Genomic DNA, 18,643 nt, shown 5'->3' on the forward strand with positions numbered 1-18,643 from the left:
ACAAAAGGAGCGAACCCTGTGAAAATGAAGCTGATCCTCTCGGCATGCCTCGCCGCCGCCGCGACGCTCGCCCCGGTCGCTGCGTCCGCGCAGCATCACGACCGCGTCGTGACGCGTACCGTCGTGCGCCACAGCGAACGCCATCACGGTTGGAACCGACATCATACCCGCCGCGTGTGCAACTGGAAGTGGCGTGGTCACCACAAGGTCCGCGTCTGCCGCACGGTTCGCTGGTAACACAGCGGCGCCCGGCTTGGATCGTCTGAGCGCAAGCTCGGCGATCCAGGCGTGCTCCGCTGCACGGCTCGAAAATAAGGAACCGATATGAAGATCACTGCCCTCGCTGCCGCCGTGTGCGTCGCGGCTGCCTCGCTCGCCCCACTGCCCGCGCTTGCCGCTCCCCACGGCTGGCATTCCAAAAAGGTCTGCAAAACGGTTCGTCAGGGCCACCACGTCAAGCGCGTCTGCAAGATGGTGCGCGTCCGCCGCTGACGCGGGCTTGATCTCTCCGCCCGACCCCGGCATATGCGCCGCGGGAGTCGGGCGGACGTGGTCGTCGCCAACTTGGTCAGGGCCGGAAGGCAGCAGCCACAACGATTTCGCTACGGGTCGTTCCGGCTCCCACCTCGCACTGCACAAGTCGCAGTAAAGCTGCGCCGCACAGATCGCAGCGCGCCCGGTCGGCGGCGCTAAAGTGCGACCGACGACAGTGGCTTTGCCCGCTAACAGATCCTTTCCACTGTCTTCCGGCTTCGAGGCTTCCCAGGCTCATGCTCGCGAGCGGCCGATGTTCTCAGTTCGCCGGGTCTCGCTCAGCACGGCGCACCAGTGAACCATTCCTTCGACAACACGCGCGGCCGCTCCTAAATAGAGCCGATGTCCGACTCCTTCGATCTCGGTGAACCGCCGCAGCCGCAAGCCACGCCCAAGCCCGAGGCATACCGAGTCCTCGCGCGTAAATACCGGCCGCAGACGTTCGCCGAGCTGATCGGCCAGGACGCGATGGTGCAGACGCTCGGCAACGCGATCAAGCGTGACCGGCTCGCACACGCCTTCCTGATGACTGGTGTGCGCGGAGTGGGCAAGACCTCGACCGCGCGGCTGATCGCCAAGGCACTCAATTGCATCGGCCCGGACGGGCAGGGCGGCCCGACCATCGACCCCTGCGGAGTGTGCGAGCCGTGCCGCGCGATCGCGGAGGGGCGCCACATCGACGTGATCGAGATGGACGCCGCCAGCCACACTGGCGTGGACGACGTGCGCGAGATTATCGACGCGGCGCGCTATGCGGCGGTGTCGGCGCGGTTCAAGATCTACATCGTCGACGAAGTGCACATGCTGTCCAAGAACGCCTTCAACGCGCTGTTGAAGACGCTGGAGGAGCCGCCCGCGCATGTGAAGTTCCTGTTCGCCACCACCGAGGTGAACAAGGTGCCGGTGACGGTGCTGTCGCGGTGCCAGCGTTTCGACCTGCGTCGTATCCCCGCCGAGAAGCTTGCCGAGCACTTCGCCTATGTCACGCAGGCTGAAGGGTTCGAGGCGGAGCCGGAGGCGCTCGGGCTGATCGCGCGCGCGGCGGAGGGGTCGGCGCGCGACGGTTTGTCGATTCTCGATCAGGCGATCGCGCATGCCGGGCAGGAGGGCGGCGGTGTCCGCGCCGATGCGGTGCGCGACATGCTCGGCCTGTCCGATCGTGGTGCCACCCGCAGCCTGTTCGCGCTGCTGCTGGCGAGCGACGGGGCAGGCGCGCTGTCCGCCTTGCGCCGCCAGTACGATCTTGGCGTCGACCCGCTCAGCGTGCTGCGCGCACTGCTCGAGACGGTGCACGGCACGACGTTGGTGAAGCTCGGCGCGGCGGTGGACGCCGGGCAGTCGGTTGAAGAACGCGCCGCACTTGCGGACTGGGCGAGCAGGCTTTCGTTCGCGGCGCTGCACCGGCTGTGGCAATTGCTGCTCAAGGCGCATGAGGAGGTCGGTCGCGCCGCGCTGCCGATCGAGGCGTGCGAAATGGCGTTGCTGCGACTCGTCCATGCCTCCACGCTGCCCGATCCGGGCGAACTAGCGAAGATGCTGGCAGAGGGCCGCGTTTCGGCGACGCCTCTACCGGCGCCAGCACCCGCTGCTATCGCGGCCCCGGTGGCGGAAGACGCACTGCCGGCGACGATCGCCGCGCTACGCCATTATCTCGACGACAACGGGCAGCAGGCGCTCGGCTACGGCGTCTATGCGCACGCCAGCGTGGTACTGTATGCCGCGCCGGAGGTGGTGCTGAGTTCCGCCCGCCCGATCTCGGCCGATTTTGTGCGCGACCTCAATGTCGAATTGAAGCGGCTGACCGGCAAGGTATGGAAGATCACCACCGACAACGTGCCCGGCGCGCCGACGTTGAAGGAGCGGGACCTCGCAGCCAAGGAAGCGCGTCGCGCCGCGATCCTCGCAACCCCGGTCGTGGCCGCCGCGTTTGAAGCCTTCCCCGGTGCCGAGTTTCCCGAAGAGGAGCTCGACCGCATCATATCCCTGCAACGGAGCGAAGCATGAACAATCTCGAAGACATCATGGCCATGGCGCAAAACGTTCAGGCCGAACTCGAAAAAGCCCAGGCTGGCCTCGACCAGGTCGAGGTGGAAGGTGCCGCCGGCGGCGGTCTGGTCAAGGTGCGTGCCTCCGCCAAGGGCCGCATCATCGGCTTGTCGATCGATGATTCGCTGCTCGTGCCGGCGGAAAAGCAGATGCTTGAGGATCTCGTCGTCGCCGCCTTCAACGATGCGCGCGCGAAGGCCGACGCCGCCTCCGGCGAAGCGATGTCGAAGATGACAAGCGGCATTCCGCTGCCGCCGGGCTTCAAGCTGCCGTTCTGATCGCTACGATCAACACTTGCCCTTGCCGAAGCGCATCCCTAAGGACGCGCTTCGCGTCGGGGAGTGGCGCAGTCTGGTAGCGCGCCTGCTTTGGGAGCAGGATGTCGCAGGTTCGAATCCTGTCTCCCCGACCACTTTATCGCGAAAGCGACGGATTTCCGCCACTTTGAGTGTGTTTTATTCCGGTCTGTGCACAGAGCTGTAGCACACACCGGTGACACACGCCGAAAAGGCGAAGACCCCCTGTGTGCAACATCCCCCATGCCCATCGACGTGCCGGCCGCTACACCTTCCGGCGCCGCGTCCATTTTCGAAATCTTATCTCGACCCCGCTATCGATCGCGCTGGGCACCGCCGACCCGAAGGTCGCGCGCACCCGCGCGTCGATCCTGTCGGCGCGGTTCGTGCGGGTGAAATCGGGCGTGGATGCGATGTTGGAAGACGGACGACGGCTGAGCGGACCCGAGATCGAAGCGCTCTTTCGCGCCGAGCTCGAAGCCGAACTCACTTCATACGTCCACAGCGCCTATGAAAACGCCTCATGGTCATCCTCTGTCCCCGAGGTGGCAGCTCAGGAAGCCGAAGCCTACAAGATCATCCGCCGCCCGGACCGTGAGCTGGGTTTGACCGACCAGGACCGGGCCGAGCTGGTCAGGCGCGGGCTTGATGCTGACATCGGGCCGATCGAGGAATACGCGCAGCAGATTCGCGATCTGCTGAGGGACGATGTGGTTGCAAAGCGACTGGAGGCGGTTGGCGCACCAGTCCATGCTGGCACCATTGCCGTTGCACGGACGCACCTGATTCGCGCCGCGGCAAGCGCCTGCGTACGTGTCCAGCGTGTCTTTGACGACGACATCATGGACGCCGCTGATCCGATCGCCGCTCTGATGGCGGACCTTGGGCCGCCGGCCGAAGTGCGAAGGCTCACGGCTCCCACCGAGCCGACGGTCGTTCCGGTTGTGCAGTCGGTCGACAGCCAGTTTCAGATCTACGACCCGCGCCTCTTCAGCGCGGCTATCCCCGACGTGCTGGCCTCCTTGAAAGCCGACGGCATTTGGAAGGGCGACCTCAAGCAGCAGCGTCGCATCATGGAAACGTTCGCTTGGATCACCGGCGACAAGCCGCTCGGCGCTTATACGCACCTCGATGCGGCCATGTTCAAGAAAAGAATCCAGCAACTGCCGGCCCGCTTCTACTACGGCACCTCAACCAAAGGCGCCATGTCACGCCCTTGGTCAGAAGTGATTGCCGAGCTGCCGCCCGTCGCCGCTGCTGAGCGGCGCAATCCCAAGACGACCAACCGCGACCTGTCGACAATGGCGACTGTCGCCAAGCATCTAGCGACAACGTCGTGGAAACCTCGCATGCCAGGTGCGATCGTGATGGACTTCGGTGCCGGGCGCATCGCGATCAAGGACGATCCCAATGTCGACACCCGCCCGCCCTGGACGACGGCGCATCTGGAGCATCTGTTCCGCTCTCCGATCTACACAGGCGGCGGTGGCGCGCTAAAACGCCTGCGCGCCGATGGACTCCGCTGCCAAGTCTGGCACGACGCCGCTTACTTTCTGCCACTGCTCTGGTTCTACCATCACAGCTGTCGCGAAGAAACGGGCGGGCTTGAGGTCGCCGACGTCATTACGAACCACGCTGTCCCGCATTTGCACATTCGCGACAACCTCACTCGCGGGCGTGATGGCGAAATGGCAGGCGAGAAGCGCGGAGCGCGAAATCGCAAGCTGCCGATCCATGCCGAGCTGAGGCGGTTGGGGTTCCTGGACTATGTCGAGGCGATACGCGCCGAAGGGCATGTCGCGCTCTTCCCCGAGCTTTATGTGAACGAGGAGAAGCGCGGCGGCGCGCACTTCTACGAGCGCGCCTGGCAGCACATGGTTGATTACATCGCGGAGCGACTACCGCTACCCATCAACCCTCTCGGCAAAGGTCCGGACATACATTCGATTCGGGCGCTAGGATCGAGCTTCTACGAGGTCGATGGCGTCAACGCTCTGATGCGCGCGGACGTTATGGGCCACGCAAGAGAAGGAACCAACGGCAAGCATTATTCAAAGCGCATGGCGACAGAAGGGCTTGATGTCGTGCTACCCGAGCGGCGCGAATTCATCGAGCGCTACGTCCCGACGATTACCGGTGACATCGATCCTCAACCCATACGGCTGTTGCCGCTGGAAAGTCGGTCACGGGTCGGCGCCGGCGTCACCCGCAAGCGCCGGAGTGATGCGGGCACATCGCGGGCAGGCGATCTGTCACAAGACTGACTTTACCTACTCGCCGAACAGGTCGGTGTGCGTTCAGCCCTGACGAAGACGACGGTGCCGCCCTTACGGGTGGCATCCTCACCCTTGTAGATCAGCAGAAAAATCGCCGCGGACATGACATTCGCGGTGGCTCGACCACTCGCCTTTGAGCGGATGATCCTTCCATTCCGGCCCGAGCGGCGCGTCGTTCGCGATCAGCATGAGCATCACCCGTTGAGCCGATTCATGTCGTAGTGACCGAACCCGACAGGCGCGCAATCACCGCGCGCCCCAGCGTCGCGGCTCGAACGGCAAATCGACGCGATCACTCAGCTTCCCAAGGCCCGGCAGCGATTCGTTATGCAGATCCTTGATACCGTGCTCACCCAAAACGGGGCAGCGCGCGGCGCAGAACAGGAGGCAGTCGCGACGGCCTGATCCTATCAGCCGCATCTTCTTGCGGCACAACTATAGCGGAACGAACGAAGGGAGAGGCAACCAGGCTGCAGCCGGTGGCGGAGCCGTTTCAGCCACGCTATACTTCTACTTAGGCAGCGGGATCATGCCGTGCATGAACGGGCTGACCTCACCTGGATGCGGCAGAACGGTGTCACCCAACTGCCGCAGACCATCCTGAATAAGCTGGTCAACCTTGATGAAGGAACTGCCACGGAGGCCATAGCCCCGCGCGTCCAAGTCGGCATGCGCTTCCTCTGTCGTCATGGTGTCGATACGATCGTCCGAGTCCAAGCTGTAGGGCCGGTCGGGCCGCGCCATGTGACGCAGCGCCTCGACCGGCACCCGCCAGTAAATTGGGTCCACATAGCTTTTCGCAGGCTTGCCGTCCCGGTTGGAGGCCTCGACCGACAGCCACACCCGCAGGACATCCCCCCGAAGTCGGGGCCACGCCTCCGTCACTAGTGCGACCGCGCGGGCGGGCGAGACGCCATGCTGCCATAGCTGGGTCACCACCAGCATCTGGAACAGCATGTCGGCATCAAACCGCACCGCGACGCCGGGGCCGACCGAAACACCCGGGGGGAATCCACCACGGGTGAGATGCTTCAAACGGCCCGCATAGGCGCTGCGATGGGCGTCGGCGATGTCGTGGAAGCCAGCGAGGAAGCGGTCCACCTCGCGCGTGCCGAGGGTTTTGAAGAGGATATCAACCATGGGGATACATATATCCCCTTGATCTGGCCGCGTCCAGAGCCTACATCGGGATAATTCTATCCCAGTCCGAGGCCCGCCATTCATGACCGCCTGCGATCACCCGTCAGCACATACCCCAACTCACCGCGCAGCTCAAGCCGGACGGGTCAGTCGCAGCCATTCGGCCGGGCCACGAGGCTTCGCCTCATGCAAGGTTTCAGTATTACACCGGATGCACGGCTGTGCGGCCCAGAGCGTCACGGTCCCCAAGAGCACATCCGTATCGTTGCGCATACATAACAACCCGTCCCGTGGCCGAAGCCGCTGGGAACAGGCCGTTTTCATCGAGATGCCGCGATGAGCACCATCGTCATCCAGACCAGGGTCGACGAAGCCATCGCCAAGCTCATCGACGAGCGTGTGACGGCGACCGGCAGCGACCGCGCGAAGGTCGTGCGCAGCTTGGTGGAGGCAGCGCTCGCCGCGCCCGAACCGGCGTCTGTCTCCGCGACCGACTCGCTGCTCGCTCGTGTCGCCGACGAGGTTGGGGCGCTCGCCGCCAGGATCGACGCGGTCATGGATGCCAGCCGTGCGGCCGAGCGCCATGCGTTCGCAGCCTACGCGGCCTCTCGCCTCCACGCGCTGATGGCGTTGCCGCAACACCAGCAGGAACCGTTCGTCCAGAAGCTCGCCGGAAGGCCCCAGACATGACCGCGATCGAGATCAGCCGGGGCCGTGCGATCGAGGCCAGGCGTAGCCAGGCCATCCTTACGCTGGTGCGCGTCGCGGCCGTGGGCGCGTTGCTCGGATTGGTGATCGGCGCGGCGCTTGCCTGGTTCGCATCCAGTCCCGACGATCGCCAACTCGCCACGGTATGGACCCGCGCGCAGATCGTCCGTCACTTCGACCCAGCAACGCTCCTGCGTCCCGCCCCCACGCCCGAAGCAACTGGATTCGGCGAGCCGGTGACGCCCGAGCACGTCGCCGCGATGAAGCTGCTGACCCGCATAGCAAGTGCCGGCGTTGTCGCCGCGATCCTGCTCGGGGCGGGGATGACCACGCTCCTGCGCCACCAATGGATCGCGACCGCACGCAAGGCGAACATGGACCAAGTGCTGCGGGGCAGCCGCACCGCGACCGCCCAGCAAGTGGCATCGCTGGTCGCGCTGGCGAAGAAGAAGGGCCGATCTATCGTGATCGGGGGCGTTCCCATTCCGCCCGGCGATGAGAACCGCCACCTGTTGCTCTCGGGCAAGACAGGCTCCGGCAAGACCACGGCGCTACGCGCGATCGTGCGCCAGATCGCCGAACGCGGAGAGGCCGCGCTGATCTTCGACCCGGACGGCAGCTACATTTCTGCATTCTACCAACCCGAACGCGGCGATGTGATTCTCAACCCATGGGATGCCCGCACCGCGCGATGGAACCCGCTCGCCGATGTCACCGACCTCGCCGATGCCAAGCGGCTGGCAACGATACTGATCCCCAAGCCCAAGGGCCTCACCGAGAACGCGATCTGGTATGATCAGGCCCGCACCGTCGTCGCGCAGCTCGTGCATCATCTTGTGCGCACCGGTCGCGCCGACCTCGACGTGCTGGCCACCATGCTCGCCAGCGCCGACAAGGACGAGCTGAGCGCTATCGTCGCGGGCACCCCGGCTGCCCGCGTGTTCGAGGCAGGCGCAGACAAGGCCACCAGCAGCGTGTTGTTCATGCTGAGCGCCGCAGCGGATATCGTCGCCCTGCTTGCCGCCATCCCCACATCGGCAGCACCGTTCAGTTTCGATGGTTTCTATTCCCGCCTCGACGACCAGGACGGACCAGCGCCCTTCATCTTTCTGGCCGCACCTCGGCGCTACCGCGCATCGGCCGATCCCGCGATCGTCGCCTGGATCGATGCAGCCGCATCCGCCATTCTTCAGCGCCCGCCCGATTGCCGCGTCAACGCCTGGATGATCCTCGACGAGCTGCCATCGCTGCCCCGCGTCGAGTCGCTGCTGACGCTGCTACCCGAAGGCCGCAAGCACCGCGCCGCCATCACGATCGCCTTCCAATCGATCGCCCAGGTCGTCGAGAGCTACGGCGAGCAGGGCAGCCAGATATTGACGGGCCAAGCCGGCACTCAGATCATCATGGCAGCGGGCGATCACGCGACCGCAAAGTGGGCCTCCGACCTCGCCGGCACGACCGAGACCGAGGGGCAGCGGCCCAGCGAGACGCTCGACATCGACGCCAAGACCGAGCGCGGATCGCTCACCACCACGCGTGATCGCTGCGCCCTGATATTCGATTCCGAGGTGATGGGACTCGCCATCGGCGAGGCGTTCGTTCGCCTGTCCGGCTACCCCGTAGCGTGCGTCACCATCGCGCCGCCCCTGGACGAACCTGCCATCGCCCCCGCGTTCATCCCCGCGCCCGTCGTGAACACGCCCGCCACGCCCGCAGCTATGCCCACGCCCGCGACGCGGATCGAGGACCGCGACGATTGGCTCACCATGGAAGGCCCCGAGTGATGGTCGCGACGATCGCCAAGCTCACCGACCCGGCCGCAGCCGCCAGCTATTACGAACCCGGCGCGGACGATTACTATACCGGCGACGACCGCACCCCCAGCCGCTGGCACGGTCGCGCCGCCCGCAAGCTCCGCCTGGACGGCGAGGTCGATCCCCAAACCTTCCGGGCGCTGCTCGAAGGCAAGATGACCGACGGCACCGTGCTCGGCACCGTCCGCGATGGCGCGCGCGAGCATACCTTGGGATGGGATGTCACCTTCTCCGCGCCCAAGAGCGTATCGACGATGGCGCTGGTCGCAGGGGACCGCCGCTTGCTCGACGCCCATGACCGCGCCGTCGTCATCGCGCTCGACTATGCCGAACGCCACGCGGCCGTGACGCGCATCCGAGAAGGCGGCAGCAAGCCCGAGCCGACCGCGACCGGCAACATCGCGGCCGCACTGTTTCCGCACTACACGGCCCGGCCAGTCCCGGACCAACCGCCAGACCCGCAGGTCCACACCCACGCCGTTGTCCTCAACGCGACCCAGCACGATGGCGAGTGGCGCAGCCTCGACAGCCGCCCCCTCTACAGGCTCAAGATGGATATGGGCGCGGTCTACCGCCAGGCGCTCGCGATCGAAGCACAGCAGCTCGGCTACGCCGTCACGATCACGAAGAAGGCGCATTTCGAGATCGATGGTGTGCCGGACGCGGTGACCGCTGCATTCTCCAAGCGGTCCGAACAGATCGTCGCCAGGCTCACCGAGGAGGGCATGACTCGCGCGACCGCCAGCGCCGCCCACAAGAACGTGATCGCGATCGACACCCGCGCGACCAAGGAGGCCGTCGATCACCGCGAACTCGCGCAGGCATGGCGTGACCGCGCGACCGCGCTCGGGTTCGACAGCCCCATACGTCGTCGCATGGTCTCCGATGCCGAGGCCCGCACCGTCGCACAACCCGGCCTCAGCACCCGCCAGCGCATGCCAGCAGCCGACCGCGCCGTCGCGCTCGCCACAGCCGCGATCAGCGAGCGGCAGGCGACCTTCTCAGCCGCAAGTGTCGAACGCGAGGCAGGAGACGCCGCCCTGGGCCGCGCTACCCATGCCGACATCCTTGCCGCCATCGCCCGCGCCAAACGCCGTCAGGCGCTGGTCGTGCGCGCTGCCCCCCGCGCCGCGCGTGGCGTGGTCGGCTTCGCGACCCGCGAAGGTGTCGAGGCCGAGCGCACCATGTTGCGCATTGAGGCCGAAGGACGCTACCAGTTCAAGGGCAAGCCAGTGCTCGACCGCGTTGCCGCCAGCAATATCGTCACCAGGATCAAGCTGGCACCGAAAGACCAGGGTCACGCCTGGAACGAGGGACAGCTCGAAGCGACGCGGGCGCTGCTGGTATCCGAGGCGGCCGTGACCGGCATCCAGGGTAGCGCGGGCACCGCGAAGACCACGACGGTTTTAAAGACCTTCGCCGACGCCGCCCGCGCCAAAGGATTCAAGATCCGCGCCCTCGCACCGACCGCCACGGCCGCAGACGTACTTGCGCGCGCGATCAACGCCAAGCCGATGACCGTCGCAATGATGCTCGACCGCGCCGACGACGAAGAACCGGCCAAGCGGATCGACATCATCGACGAGGCAAGCATGCTGTCCGCGCGCGACGCCGCCCGCGTGCTCGCCCACGCACAACGCACCGGCACGCGACTCGTGCTGGTCGGTGACGTCGCCCAGCTCGGCTCGGTCGAAGCCGGGCGCAGTTTTGGGCAGCTCCAGCAGGCGGGCATGCCGACGTTCAAGCTGGAGAAGATCGTCCGCCAGACCAACATCAAGACCCGCGAAGCGGTCGAGGCGATGCTCGCAGGGGACGCGAAGGCGGCATTCGCCGCCCTCGACGCCGGGGGCGGTGCCATCATCGAGCAGCGCGACGACCAGACCCGCATCGCCTCCCTCGCGCGGGATTTTGCGAAGCTGTCACCCCAGGAACGCGCGGGCACGCTCGTCCTCGACCCGACCCGCGAAGGACGCCGGAACCTCACCGATGCGATTCGGCTCGCGCTGCTACACGAGGGCCAACTCGGCGACGAGGCGCTGGTCGCAACCGTCCTCGAACCGCATGGCCTCACCCGCGCCGAGGCGGCCCAGGCGCGCAGCTACACCCCCGGCGATGTCGTCACATTTCGCAAGAGCACCAAGGGCAAGCCGCGCCCCGGCGTCGGATACCGCGTCGATGCCGTGGATGCACAGGCCGGGACCGTCCGGCTCGTGCCTCCGAACCCCAAGGCCAAGACCCACGATTGGAAGCCCGCGCGCTGGGGCAGCGCACACGCCGAGGCGTTCGCCGAGGTCGAGCAGGAGTTCCGCACCGGCGACAAGCTCCAGTTCACCCGCAACAACTACTTCGCCGAGCGCCTCAACGGCACGAGCGCGATGGTCGTCGCGGTCGATGCCCAGGGATCAAGCGTTTTGGTTGAGAAGGACGATGGCGAGCGGCAGATGCTCGACCTTCGTCATCTTGCCGACCGCCATATCCGACCGGGATGGGTCCGCACGATCCACAGCAGCCAGGGCGCAACGTGCGATCGGGTTATGGCGAATCTAGAAAGTTATCGCGTCAACACCGTCGATACCCGCGCCGCCTATGTCGCCATCTCACGCGCCCGCAAAGGGGCCTCGATCTATACCGATAGCCGCGCCAAGCTCACCGAGGCCCTCGGTTTGCGCGACGGGGCGCAGGTCGGCGCACTCGACGAGATCATGATGCGCGAGGGGGCGGGGTTCGGGATTACATAGTCCCGCGGCCGGGGTCGGTAAAGCGGGTGCAACCGCCCATTGATTTAATTAAGTCACCGGGGGGTCTACTACCGACGAAAAACGGTTTGCCGAGGTGTTAACGGATTGCCGTTAGCAGGGTGGTATGTGGCGATCCTCCATGACCCCGGGCGTTGCTCAATTGCCCAAGAGAACGTGCCTGCGACCGGAAAGCGCTCGATCGCTGCTGCATGCTGAGCGGTTCGCGCGCAAGGCCCTATCGCCAATGGATACGGCGATCACCATCGAGTTCAGCTCTGCTTTGGCCGGCAGCATACAGCCGTATGATCTGTTCCGGAAAATATGGGAGAATACGCGACGCGCCTGGAATTATCGGGTGGGTCAGGGCACGGCGCAAGGGAGCTTCGATGCGATCGCCGTGTGGGAGAGGCCGCCGAACGGGCCGATTCACGTTCACTGGCTGCTGCGTTGGTCGCCGCTCGACCAAAACAATCTCGAAAAGCGCATCCGCCGCGCAATGAAGAAGCTCGCCCCCAATATGCCCCACCGCTGCCTGATGGTGCAGCCCGCGACGACCACGAGCAAGCTCGCCAAATATATGGCGAAGGGTATCGACGCCCCTTACGCCGCCCACTTCTATCTTAAGCACTCGCCCCAGGGTCCGATCCATCATCGTCGAATTATCATCTCCCGGTCCCTTGGGCCAACGGCGCGCGAGCTATATCGACAGACGAGCGGGCGGTCGCCGATCTGACATCGGAGCGCGGCGACCCATCCGACCCCGCGCCGATGAGACGTCCGACGATCCCCAACACTTGCGCCCGCAAAAACGCACGAATCGAAGCCCTCGCGCCGAAAGCGGATTGCCTACTCCCATCGCGGGGAGGCAAAGCTGGCGGCATGAACGCAGTCGAAATCGAAGAAGCCGTATCTCAGCTGGTCGCCGAGCCCTTCGATCCGGCCGAATTTCCATATCAGTTCATCACCGCGTTCGGCGCCAAGAAGACCACCGTCGATCGCCTGCGCAAGGGTGACAGCAACCAGTCCGATGTGGGCGGCGTACTCCAGCGCAACAACATCCACATCGCCGTCGCGCCACCGGGCGGCGTGCATGATGTGCTGGCGGCCCTGCGCGCGAGTCCCAAGACGGCGTCGATCAAGGCCAAGTTTCTTTTCGCCACCGACGGTGAAACGGTCGAGGCGGAGGATCTGGTCGGCGGGGATGTGATCGCCTGCGCCTACGCCGACCTGCCACGCTATTTCGCAACATTCCTGCCGCTCGCGGGCATTTCCACTGTCAAGGAAATCAAGAATAACCCGGTCGACATCAAGGCGACCGGGCGGCTCAACAGGCTGTACGTCACGCTGCTGAACGACAATCCGGAATGGGCGACCGAGGAGCGGCGGCACGCGCTAAACCAGTTCATGGCGCGGCTGATCTTTTGTTATTTCGCCGAGGATACCGGCATCTTTAACGGCGAGGGGCTATTCACCGCTGCCGTCGCCAGGATGTCAGAGGCCGGGCATGGCAGCGGCGAGGCGCAATGGGGCAACACTCACGAAGTGCTTCAGCATCTGTTTCTAGCGATGGAAACGCCGGTCAAGCATGAGGGCAATTTCGACGACCGCTATCGCCGTGCCGCGGGCATCCGCCCCTATGCGGACGTCTTTCCCTATGTAAACGGCGGGCTATTTACCGCGGCTGGCGAATGTCCGCGGTTCAGCCGCACTGCGCGTGCCTATCTGCTTAGCGCAGGCGAGCTCGACTGGAAAGAGATCAACCCGGACATCTTCGGATCGATGATCCAGGCGGTCGCCGACGATGGCGAGCGCGGCGAGTTGGGTATGCACTATACCAGCGTACCCAACATCCTGAAGGTGCTGAACCCGCTGTTCCTCGACGACCTGCGCGAGCAACTGGAGGCGGCGGGCCACAGCAAGCAGAAGTTGCGCAACCTGCGCAAGCGGCTGGCGAACATCCGCGTCTTTGATCCGGCGTGTGGATCAGGCAATTTCCTGGTCATCGCTTACAAGAGGATGCGCGAGATCGAGGCGACGATCGTTGAACGGCTAGGCGGCGAGGCCAGCTTAAGGCTGGACGAGCGTCGCAGCGTCATCCCGCTCTCCAATTTCTACGGCATAGAGATCAAAGGCTTCGCCGCCGAGATCGCCCGCCTCGCGCTGCTGATCGCCGAATTTCAGGCGGACTGCCTGTACTTGAGCCAGCAGGAAGCGCGGGCGATGGTGCTGCCGCTGCACAAGACGGGGCAGATCACTGTTGGCAATGCGCTGCGGCTGGATTGGCTGGAGGTGTGCCCGGCGGTGCGGCGGGCGGACAACTCTGAGCGCGTTCTGGCCGGCCCGACGGGGCGGCCGGCTTTGGAAGAAAATGGGCTGGAAAGCGGAGCTGAGCCGGAAACCTATATTTGTGGAAACCCTCCTTACTATGGCGGTAAGCTGCAGACGCTTCAGCAGAAGGAGGATCTGGAAGCCGTTTTTACCGCGCGCAGCGAAAAATGGGCTTCGCTCGATTACGTAGCGGGATGGTTTTTAAAGGCGTCAGACTATCTGGGACGCACCGGAAACGCCGGCGCGCTGGTCAGCACCAACTCGATCTGCCAAGGGCAACAGGTCCCCATCCTCTGGCCGCTAATCCTCCAGATGGGCATCTCGATCGCTTTCGCCCACACGTCTTTTCGATGGTCGAATCTTGCCAGCGGAAAAGCGGTCGTCACCGTCGTCATTGTAGGCCTGACGCAGCAACGCCGAAAGCAGGCCGTGCGACTCTACGAGACCACCGATGACAACGAGACGGTCGTTCGCCGAGCCGATAATATAAATCCTTACCTGATCTCCGGCCCTGACATCATCGTTCAGCCTGTGTCGAAACCTGAAAATGGTCTCCATGAGATGATGTTCGGGAATATGCCGCGGGATAATGGCCATCTTCTCCTTTCCCCTGAGGAAATGGCTGCACTCGCAACGTCGCATCCCAGCGCGCGTCCTTTCCTTAAGCGCTTCCAGGGTTCCGAGGATTTTATCGAAGGGAAGTATAGGGGATGCATCTGGATCAGAGAAAAAGACCAGGAAGAGGCATCTCGCATCGCCCCGCTTGCCCGTCGGATGGAGGCCGTCGCTTCCGCACGCCGTGGGATGAAGGCGGCATCAACTAAGAAATTTGCGGATAAACCCTACCGTTTTGTCCAAATACAGGGCGTCGCGAGCCGTCAGTCCATTATCATCCCGCGGCATTCGTCCGAGGCGCGACCTTACCTTCCTGTAGGACTGGTAGATGTTGATGTTATAGTAGCAGACAGCGCATTGGCGATCTACGATGCGCCTTTATGGAATCTAGCAATCATCGCCTCGAGGCTGCATCTGGTTTGGATTTCGGCCGTCTGCGGCAAGATCAAGACTGATTTCAGATACTCCAACACATTGGGTTGGAATACGTTTCCTGTGCCTGATATTACCCAACAGGACAAAATCGATCTTATCGGGTCTGCAGAGCGAATAATACTGGTCCGTGAGGCACACTTTCCGGCTAGCGTTGCAGACCTTTACGACCCCAGCACGATGCCGAAGGACCTTTACACGGCGCATGAAGAAAATGACAATATTCTCGAGCGCGCTTATCTAGGACGTCGTTTTCGTAACGACACTGAAAGGCTGGAGATATTGTTTAAGTTGTATGATCAACGCACGAAACATTCTAGCGCTTTATTGTCCTGCGGCCTTTCACCAATGCTCAAACTATGAGGCTGAACTTGTGATCGTAAAGGCAATTACACAACCGACGACTGGATCCGTGATCAACTCGGTTTCTTGGATTTTAGACCAATGCGAAGTGTCGCAGATCGACATCGCAGTTGCCTACATCACCACGCAAGGAATTGAAAAGTTGATCTCTACGTTTAGCGTAGGGCTAGGCAACCGGTGGCCTGACGTGAAGAAGCGCTGGTTGACATCATTCGACTATCTGCGAACCACGCCGCTCGCTTTAAGCACGATCAATGACTTGCCAATGTCAAAACTAAGGATTCACAACAGCGCTGTGCTGGATCGTAGCGGCTGCGTCCCCGGCATACCATTTCATCCTAAATCGATGATTTTTACCGGATCGGACGCGCGTTTCGTTCTTGCGGGTTCCGGAAACATTTCGAAATCAGGGCTTACACGAGGCCACGAGGCTGGCATCGTCGTCGGGGTGCCGGATCCGGTTCCAGAAAACGCTGCTCAATCGGCGGCCTGTATTGATACCTTTGAGACTTGGTTTGACGGGCTTTGGGGGCCGGCGACAAAGTTAAATCCCGCTTTGCTGAGCCGCTATCGCGACATTTACGAAAGCCAGCCCAATTTAAAGAACCCTACACCGACCGAAGACGATACGACGCCCGAACATACGAAGCGCGGACAGCTCACGCCAGTTGACCTGCGCAAGTTGCGCGTTTGTGCAAATCTTTGGATTGAGGCCGATCGGCACATTACTCGTAATCGGGGTGCCGGTCTTCCAGGTAATCAGCTAATGATGAAGCGGCTAACACGCGTTTTCTTTGGATTCGCTCCGGATGATGTTCCACGAGATTCGCAACTTGGTCACTTGAAAATCGTATATGGCAATCATAACCCGCATGATTGCTCGCTGACATTCAGCAACAACCTGATGGACAAGCTGACGCTTCCGGTCCCCGGCGTTGACGGGCCGGCAAAATACGACAACGAGAATTTGCTGTTTCAACGGGTCGGCCCCAGCATGTTTAGACTTACAGTGGGTAGCAACTCGGCAAAGGCACAGTGGCGTCGCCGCAGTCAGGAGATCGATGCCGCCTTCAAGATGGGTGGCGGACGTGCTTGGGGGGTGTTCTAGTGCTCACCACCCAGTTCGTCAGAAATCGACGGCATATGAAATCGAGTGCCAGCATTCCGCAGCTTCCCGCGAAATGTGGTGCTGCAGAACAAGCGCTTGTCCCCACACTCGCAGGCCTACAGGTTCATAACCTTCCGCGTCTTGAACTGGGTGCGTTGGCGGAGAGAAGTAATGACTGAGACCCGCCCAATTCCCGCTGTCCGTCTGGTCAAGGCAAATACCGGCGTATCTTCCAAGCCAAACGAACTCGGCATGCGCGAAATGCAGCGCGAGGCCTATGCCTATCGCGGCGAGCAATATTTGCTGATCAAGTCGCCGCCCGCGTCGGGTAAGTCGCGCGCGCTGATGTTCATCGCGCTCGACAAGCTGCACAATCAGGGCGTCACCCAGGCGATTGTCGTCGTGCCGGAACGCTCGATCGGCGGCAGCTTCGCCGACGAGCCGCTCACCAAGCACGGCTTCTACTGGGACTGGACCGTCAAGCCCCACTGGAACCTGTGCAACGTTCCCGGCGCTGACGATGTGAAGGTCGCGAAGTCGAAGGTGAAGGCGGTGGCCGAATTCCTCGCCAGCGGTGATCCGGTGCTGGTATGCACCCACGCCACCTTTCGCTTCGCGCTCGCCGAGCTAGGAATTGAGGCGTTCGATGGGCGGCTGATCGCGGTGGACGAATTCCATCACGTTTCGGCCGACCCGGAGAACCGGCTGGGCATGCTGCTTGGCCAGCTGATCGCGCGCGACCAGGTGCATCTGATCGCGATGACGGGCAGCTATTTCCGCGGTGACGCGGTCGCGGTGCTCAGCCCGGAGGACGAGGCGAAGTTCGTCCCAGTCACCTATACCTATTATCAGCAGCTCAACGGTTACGAATATCTGAAGACGCTCGACATCGCCTACAGCTTCTACACCGGGCGCTATATCGACAAGATCAACAACCTTCTTGATCCGGCCGTGAAGACGATCGTCCACATCCCGAGCGTCAATTCGCGGGAGAGCACCAAGGACAAGCATCGCGAAGTAGAGGAGATCATGGATCACCTTGGCACCTGGCGCGGCACCGACGAGGCCACCGGCTTCCACCTGATCGAAACGGCGGCGGGCAATACGATCAAGATCGCCGATCTGGTCGATGACGATCCGTCGAAGCGCGACCGCGTGTCTTCGGCTCTGAAAAGCCCGGAAGCGCGTAGCAACCGCGACTATGTCGATATCATCATCGCGCTCGGCATGGCGAAGGAAGGGTTCGACTGGATCTGGTGCGAACATGCGCTGACCGTCGGCTACCGCTCGAGCCTGACCGAGATCATCCAGATTATCGGCCGCGCCACCCGCGATGCGCCGGGCAAGACGGTGGCACGCTTCACCAATCTGATCGCCGAACCAGCCGCTGCTGACGACCTAGTCGCCGACGCTGTCAACGACACGCTCAAAGCAATCGCCGCCAGCTTGCTGATGGAACAGGTGCTGGCGCCGCGCTTTGAATTCACGTCCAAGGATGTCGGGCCAAAGAAAGACTTCGACTATGGCCCCGGCGGCTACCGTGAAGGTGAGGCCAATGTCGGCGTGAACGAGGAGCGGGGCCAGTTTCACTTCGAGCTGAAGGGGCTGATCGAGCCGACCACGACTGAGGCGAAGCGCATTTGCCAAGAGGATCTGAACGAGGTCATCACCAGCTTCATCCAAGACAAACAGGCGATATCGCGCGGCCTGTTCGATCCAGAGCTGGTGCCCGAGGAGCTGACCGTGGTGCGCATGGGCAAGATCGTCCGCGATCGTTATCCCGAGCTGAGCGAGACCGATCAGGAAGCGGTGCGCCAGCATGCCATCGCCGCGCTCAACATCACCCAGCAGGCGGCGAAGGTGATCACCGAAACTGCCAGCGACGACGGCACCGGTGAGCTCAAGGCCAACACGTCCTTCGTCGATGGCGTGCGCAAGTTCATGAACGTTCGCGAGCTCGATATCGATCTGATCGACCACATCAATCCGTTCGACGCGGCCGTCGCGATCCTCGCCAAGGCGATGAATGCGGGTCTTCTGCGCCAGGTGCAGGCCGCGATTACCGCGCGCAAGAACACACTGACCGAGGAGGAGGCGCGCGCCTATGCGATCCGCGCCGTGCAGTGGAAGCGAGAGCGCGGCCGTGCGCCCGAGGCCACGTCGCAGGATCCGTGGGAGCGCCAGCTTGCCGTGGGCGTCGCCGCCTTCGCCCGTTATCGCGCCCAGGCCACGGCCAATGGCTGAA

14 protein-coding genes, 1 tRNA gene and 1 other RNA gene are annotated in these 18,643 nt (G+C 63.1%); 14 read left to right on the plus strand and 2 right to left on the minus strand.

Translation table 11 applies throughout. The annotated features are described in order from the left end of the window. The first annotated feature begins 24 nt into the window (after positions 1-24). The 7 genes from L8F97_RS00805 (at position 25) to L8F97_RS00835 (ending at position 5,140) form a co-directional block, all read left to right on the plus strand. Positions 25-237 (plus strand): hypothetical protein, encoded by a 213-nt coding sequence (locus tag L8F97_RS00805; RefSeq protein ID WP_242146102.1) that lies wholly within the window; start codon positions 25-27, stop codon positions 235-237. Positions 238-324: 87 nt separating this feature from the next. Beyond that, positions 325-492: a hypothetical protein gene (locus L8F97_RS00810; protein WP_242146103.1), complete on the plus strand. Its 168-nt coding sequence runs from the start codon at positions 325-327 to the stop codon at positions 490-492. Between the two features lie 39 nt (positions 493-531). After that, an RNA gene (gene ffs, locus L8F97_RS00815) (signal recognition particle sRNA small type) lies at positions 532-629 on the plus strand. 247 nt (positions 630-876) lie between these two features. After that, a complete protein-coding gene (locus L8F97_RS00820) occupies positions 877-2,538 on the plus strand; it encodes a DNA polymerase III subunit gamma/tau (RefSeq protein ID WP_242146104.1) in 1,662 nt (553 codons plus the stop codon). Next, complete coding sequence (locus L8F97_RS00825; RefSeq protein WP_242146105.1) at positions 2,535-2,858, plus strand: YbaB/EbfC family nucleoid-associated protein; 324 nt, start codon at positions 2,535-2,537, stop codon at positions 2,856-2,858. The genes L8F97_RS00820 and L8F97_RS00825 overlap by 4 nt, the downstream gene beginning before the upstream one ends. 57 nt (positions 2,859-2,915) lie before the next feature. Beyond that, positions 2,916-2,992 (plus strand) — tRNA-Pro (locus L8F97_RS00830). A gap of 111 nt (positions 2,993-3,103) precedes the next feature. Continuing rightward, complete coding sequence (locus L8F97_RS00835; protein ID WP_242146106.1) at positions 3,104-5,140, plus strand: hypothetical protein; 2,037 nt, start codon at positions 3,104-3,106, stop codon at positions 5,138-5,140. 78 nt (positions 5,141-5,218) lie between these two features. Here the strand turns inward: L8F97_RS00835 and L8F97_RS00840 are convergent, their stop codons facing one another. After that, entirely contained in the window at positions 5,219-5,341 is a 123-nt protein-coding gene (locus L8F97_RS00840) for a type II toxin-antitoxin system mRNA interferase toxin, RelE/StbE family (RefSeq protein WP_242146107.1), read from the minus strand. A 321-nt stretch (positions 5,342-5,662) separates the two neighbouring features. After that, the gene (locus L8F97_RS00845; RefSeq protein WP_242146108.1) at positions 5,663-6,292 is read right to left on the minus strand and encodes a hypothetical protein; all 630 of its coding nucleotides are present in this window, start codon (positions 6,290-6,292) and stop codon (positions 5,663-5,665) included. 336 nt (positions 6,293-6,628) lie between these two features. Here L8F97_RS00845 and L8F97_RS00850 point away from each other — a divergent pair, with 336 nt between their 5' ends. The 7 genes from L8F97_RS00850 (at position 6,629) to L8F97_RS00880 (ending at position 18,642) form a co-directional block, all read left to right on the plus strand. Continuing rightward, on the plus strand, positions 6,629-6,982 hold the full coding sequence (locus L8F97_RS00850) for a hypothetical protein (RefSeq protein ID WP_242146109.1): 354 nt from the start codon (positions 6,629-6,631) through the stop codon (positions 6,980-6,982). Next, positions 6,979-8,784: a type IV secretion system DNA-binding domain-containing protein gene (locus L8F97_RS00855; RefSeq protein ID WP_242146110.1), complete on the plus strand. Its 1,806-nt coding sequence runs from the start codon at positions 6,979-6,981 to the stop codon at positions 8,782-8,784. The genes L8F97_RS00850 and L8F97_RS00855 overlap by 4 nt, the downstream gene beginning before the upstream one ends. Continuing rightward, positions 8,784-11,552 carry a MobF family relaxase gene (mobF, locus tag L8F97_RS00860; RefSeq protein WP_242146111.1) on the plus strand — a complete coding sequence of 923 codons (2,769 nt, stop codon included), beginning with the start codon at positions 8,784-8,786 and terminating at the stop codon, positions 11,550-11,552. Before L8F97_RS00855 ends, mobF begins: the two co-directional genes overlap by 1 nt. Positions 11,553-11,691: 139 nt before the next feature. After that, a complete protein-coding gene (locus L8F97_RS00865) occupies positions 11,692-12,285 on the plus strand; it encodes a hypothetical protein (RefSeq protein WP_242146112.1) in 594 nt (197 codons plus the stop codon). 146 nt (positions 12,286-12,431) lie between these two features. Continuing rightward, the gene (locus tag L8F97_RS00870; protein WP_242146113.1) at positions 12,432-15,290 is read left to right on the plus strand and encodes a class I SAM-dependent DNA methyltransferase; all 2,859 of its coding nucleotides are present in this window, start codon (positions 12,432-12,434) and stop codon (positions 15,288-15,290) included. A gap of 49 nt (positions 15,291-15,339) precedes the next feature. After that, positions 15,340-16,398 (plus strand): hypothetical protein, encoded by a 1,059-nt coding sequence (locus L8F97_RS00875; RefSeq protein WP_242146114.1) that lies wholly within the window; start codon positions 15,340-15,342, stop codon positions 16,396-16,398. 171 nt (positions 16,399-16,569) lie between these two features. After that, the gene (locus tag L8F97_RS00880; protein WP_242146115.1) at positions 16,570-18,642 is read left to right on the plus strand and encodes a DEAD/DEAH box helicase; all 2,073 of its coding nucleotides are present in this window, start codon (positions 16,570-16,572) and stop codon (positions 18,640-18,642) included. Position 18,643: the final 1 nt, after the last annotated feature.

Source organism: Sphingomonas sp. BAUL-RG-20F-R05-02, from assembly GCF_022662305.1.
In the GTDB taxonomy this organism is placed as follows: domain Bacteria; phylum Pseudomonadota; class Alphaproteobacteria; order Sphingomonadales; family Sphingomonadaceae; genus Sphingomonas.

What these genes read in the sequence shown, in the direction of transcription:
- L8F97_RS00805 (WP_242146102.1), top strand. Translation starts at nt 25, where the DNA reads ATGAAGCTGATCCTCTCGGCATGCCTCGCCGCCGCCGCGACGCTCGCC.
- L8F97_RS00810 (WP_242146103.1), top strand. Translation starts at nt 325, where the DNA reads ATGAAGATCACTGCCCTCGCTGCCGCCGTGTGCGTCGCGGCTGCCTCG.
- L8F97_RS00820 (WP_242146104.1), top strand. Translation starts at nt 877, where the DNA reads ATGTCCGACTCCTTCGATCTCGGTGAACCGCCGCAGCCGCAAGCCACG.
- L8F97_RS00825 (WP_242146105.1), top strand. Translation starts at nt 2,535, where the DNA reads ATGAACAATCTCGAAGACATCATGGCCATGGCGCAAAACGTTCAGGCC.
- L8F97_RS00840 (WP_242146107.1), bottom strand. Translation starts at nt 5,341, where the DNA reads ATGCTGATCGCGAACGACGCGCCGCTCGGGCCGGAATGGAAGGATCAT.
- L8F97_RS00845 (WP_242146108.1), bottom strand. Translation starts at nt 6,292, where the DNA reads ATGGTTGATATCCTCTTCAAAACCCTCGGCACGCGCGAGGTGGACCGC.
- L8F97_RS00850 (WP_242146109.1), top strand. Translation starts at nt 6,629, where the DNA reads ATGAGCACCATCGTCATCCAGACCAGGGTCGACGAAGCCATCGCCAAG.
- L8F97_RS00855 (WP_242146110.1), top strand. Translation starts at nt 6,979, where the DNA reads ATGACCGCGATCGAGATCAGCCGGGGCCGTGCGATCGAGGCCAGGCGT.
- mobF (WP_242146111.1), top strand. Translation starts at nt 8,784, where the DNA reads ATGGTCGCGACGATCGCCAAGCTCACCGACCCGGCCGCAGCCGCCAGC.
- L8F97_RS00865 (WP_242146112.1), top strand. Translation starts at nt 11,692, where the DNA reads ATGACCCCGGGCGTTGCTCAATTGCCCAAGAGAACGTGCCTGCGACCG.
- L8F97_RS00870 (WP_242146113.1), top strand. Translation starts at nt 12,432, where the DNA reads ATGAACGCAGTCGAAATCGAAGAAGCCGTATCTCAGCTGGTCGCCGAG.
- L8F97_RS00880 (WP_242146115.1), top strand. Translation starts at nt 16,570, where the DNA reads ATGACTGAGACCCGCCCAATTCCCGCTGTCCGTCTGGTCAAGGCAAAT.